This window comes from Caldisericum sp., assembly GCA_022759145.1.
Lineage (GTDB): Bacteria > Caldisericota > Caldisericia > Caldisericales > Caldisericaceae > Caldisericum.
In genome coordinates this window covers 1-3,039 of sequence record JAEMPV010000022.1, presented here as the reverse complement: position 1 = coordinate 3,039, position 3,039 = coordinate 1, and the positions used below count along the sequence as shown (strand labels likewise).

The window sequence follows — 3,039 nt, the reverse complement described above, 5'->3', positions numbered from 1 at the left end:
ATATTGAGAAATACATCGCAAAACAAAACGAAATTTCAAAGAAATTGCTATCAATTATTTGAGGGGGTGATGTTCACCCCCTCAACACTCCCCCAGAAAGAATTTAAAGTCTTTTTGGGGAAAAGGCGGAGATCCTTCGCTACGCTCAGGACGACACTTCGCGTCGGTTCAAAAGGGGGGACTTTTGCCCTTCCCGTTATTTGTCACCCCGAGCCGCATTTGCGAGGGGTCTTCTCTAAATCGAGGAGGTGAACTGACCCTCCTCCAACTCCACCCAAAAACAAATCTTAATAACTCATTTATTATTGACAAACTTCTTGAAATCCTATACACTATGCTTGTATCTAAAAAGGTGATGTGAATGGATAAAGCAATTGTTGTTAAGAATTTGACTCGTATATACAGAAAAGGTAAGGAGAGTTTTCTTGCTCTTAATGGCATATCCTTTGATGTAAACTGGGGTGAAATATTTGGCTTCTTAGGACCTAATGGCGCAGGAAAAACAACAACTATAAAAATCCTTTCGACACTTTTGTATCCTACTTCTGGCCGAGCGTTTGTTGGTGGTTTTGATGTCCTTTCTGAGGTGCAAAAAATAAGGGAAATTATAAACCTGGTTTCAGGTGGCGAGTCTGCTGGGTACGGCATCCTTACTGTAAAGGAAGCACTCTGGATGTTTTCACAGTTTTACGGAATACCTAACAAAATTGCAAACGAGAGGATCGAATACTATCTTAAACTTGTAGATATGTGGGATGCAAGATCTACTCTCCTAAACAGGCTTTCAACTGGGATGATGCAAAAGATTAACCTTGTGAGGGGTTTGATTACCGATCCCAAAATTCTATTTTTAGATGAGCCTACAATTGGGCTTGATGTTGAGGCGGCACGCACAATTAGAAATATTGTATCTAACTGGGTAAAGGAAAAGCCAATGAGGACAGTTCTTCTTACGACACATTATATGGCAGAGGCAAACGAGTTATGCAACAGGGTAGCCATCATAAACAAGGGCAAGATAGTTGCGCTTGATACTCCTGAAAACTTAAAGTCATCTATCTCAAGTGAAAAGTACTTTGAAATAGAGACGATGCTTCTTTCAAAAGAAACTTCCGAGGAAATTAAGAATTTTTTAGATGATCTGGGCATCGCTTGCTCAATTAAGCATGATTTTGAAAGCAATAGAAGTATTATAAATCTAAGTCTACCTGAAGAGCGCATGATTGCAAATGTTATTCAAAAGATTGTCGAAACCCAAAAAGACATTTTGACATTAAGGAAAATAGAACCAACTCTTGAGGATGTTTTTATTAAACTTGTTGGAAAAAGGTTAGAGGATGAAGAAGAAAGTTGAGTTATATCTTAGAACTGTTTGGGCAAGAGCCTATGTAAGGGTTGTAGCACAGTTCAAAAGAGACCTAAACTGGATGATAAGTTCAGTGATAGGTGCATTCCTCACAATGGCTACATATATTTATGTCTTCAGAAGTATTAACGCAAGCGAAGAGTTTGCGGGAATTATCCTTCTTGGCGGATTTATGACGCCTTACTGGCTCAATGTGCTTTGGTCGGTTGCATCACAGCTATATTGGGAAAAAGAGATGGGAAATCTTCAAATGATAGTTCTTTCGCCTGCACCACTTTCAGCATTTTTACTCGGGCTCACTTTAGGCGGTTTTATCCATACAACTTTCAGGGCTCTTCTTGTCCTTTTTGTTGGAGTTTTTGTCTTTAAAGTTACAATTCTTGTTTCGAATCCTTCCGCAGCCATCATAGTCTTTTTTATTTCTATATATGCACTTTATTCAGTTGGCATGATGTTTTCTGCACTTTTCCTTTTTTACGGAAGAGAATTATGGAGAGTCATGTTACTAATTCAAGACCCTGTATCAATTGCTTCGGGATTTTACTTTCCTATAAAAGTTTTAGGGACTACTTTTGCTGCAATCGTTTCTGCAATTCCCCTTGCCCTTGGGCTTGACGCTTTGAGGCAAATTCTTTTAAAGAGTTATAAAATGTGGTTTCTACATTGGAAGATTGAGGCTGCGATTCTTGCTGCACTTGGCACTCTTTTCCTCGTTATTGCTCTTAAGATGCTTGTCTACATTGAGATGCTTTCCAAGAGGGAAGGTAAATTAACACTAAAATGGCAATAATCAGGGGCTTAATTGCGTCAATTTATGTAGGTATACAAATCGAGAGCAACTGGACCAAAAAGTGGCTTTATGCTATCTATATTCTTCTTTTTGCATTTTCGACAACGCTTCCTGTAATTATAATTTACGGTTTTCTTGCAAGGGGATTTAATACTGATGTTTTCGGGTTTGCTTTTGTTGGCTCTCTTTTTTACTTTGTTTTTTCTTCATTATTTTTCAACACATCTTTTACTGTAATTGACGATAGGGAGCACTACAGGATGCTTAAATATATTATCGTCTCAAAAACGAACTATGTAATATACACGCTTGGCAGGGCTATAGGCTATGTGATTTTGCAGGTTTCTGCAAGCATTATTGTGTTACTTATATTTATTCCTGTTTTTAGATTAACCCTTTCGGTTAACGTCTGGCTGCTAATGGCGGCTCTTGTTGCTGGTTTTATTGGCTCCTTTGGAATTGCTCTTATGTTTGCAAGTTACTACCTTTTATCGATAAGAGAAGAGACAAGCGTTATGGATATACTTTTTGGCGCACTATTCTTAATAAGTGGTGCAATGTTTCCTCCAACGATTCTTCCAAAATTTGGCTACTTTGCTTCTCTTTATTTTCCACTTTCTTCTGCAATTGAACTTGGAAGGTATGCTCTTTTTGGAAGACACCTTACAACATTTTTAAGCGGGTACTCCACCTTTGGTCTTGTATCGTTTACATATGCTATTAACATTTCATACTTTATTATTGGTCTTATTCTCATTAACTTTGCGTTGAAAACTGCTGTCAAAAAAGGCTATATCGACATAACAACAGCGTTTTAATTGCTAACCCTAATTCATATACCTTCCTGCGTTGATGTTGAGGACTTCTCCTGAAACATAATCAT

3 protein-coding genes are annotated in these 3,039 nt (G+C 38.0%); all 3 read left to right on the top strand.

Translation table 11 applies throughout. The features are described 5' to 3' along the window. Window positions 1-361 precede the first annotated feature (361 nt). From JHC30_01280 to JHC30_01270, 3 genes are read left to right on the top strand one after another with little or no spacing between them, the layout of a single operon-like run. Entirely contained in the window at window positions 362-1,354 is a 993-nt protein-coding gene (locus JHC30_01280) for an ATP-binding cassette domain-containing protein (GenBank protein MCI4462786.1), read from the top strand. Beyond that, window positions 1,338-2,156, top strand: coding sequence for an ABC transporter permease (locus tag JHC30_01275; GenBank protein MCI4462785.1), 819 nt, complete (start codon window positions 1,338-1,340; stop codon window positions 2,154-2,156). The genes JHC30_01280 and JHC30_01275 overlap by 17 nt, the downstream gene beginning before the upstream one ends. Then, window positions 2,147-2,974, top strand: a complete 828-nt coding sequence (locus tag JHC30_01270; protein ID MCI4462784.1) for an ABC transporter permease — start codon at window positions 2,147-2,149, stop codon at window positions 2,972-2,974. Before JHC30_01275 ends, JHC30_01270 begins: the two co-directional genes overlap by 10 nt. The last annotated feature ends 65 nt before the right edge of the window (window positions 2,975-3,039 follow it).

Bases quoted from the DNA above. Each gene is read 5' to 3' on its own strand.
- JHC30_01280 (MCI4462786.1), top strand. From the start codon at position 362: ATGGATAAAGCAATTGTTGTTAAGAATTTGACTCGTATATACAGAAAA.
- JHC30_01270 (MCI4462784.1), top strand. From the start codon at position 2,147: ATGGCAATAATCAGGGGCTTAATTGCGTCAATTTATGTAGGTATACAA.
- JHC30_01275 (MCI4462785.1), top strand. From the start codon at position 1,338: ATGAAGAAGAAAGTTGAGTTATATCTTAGAACTGTTTGGGCAAGAGCC.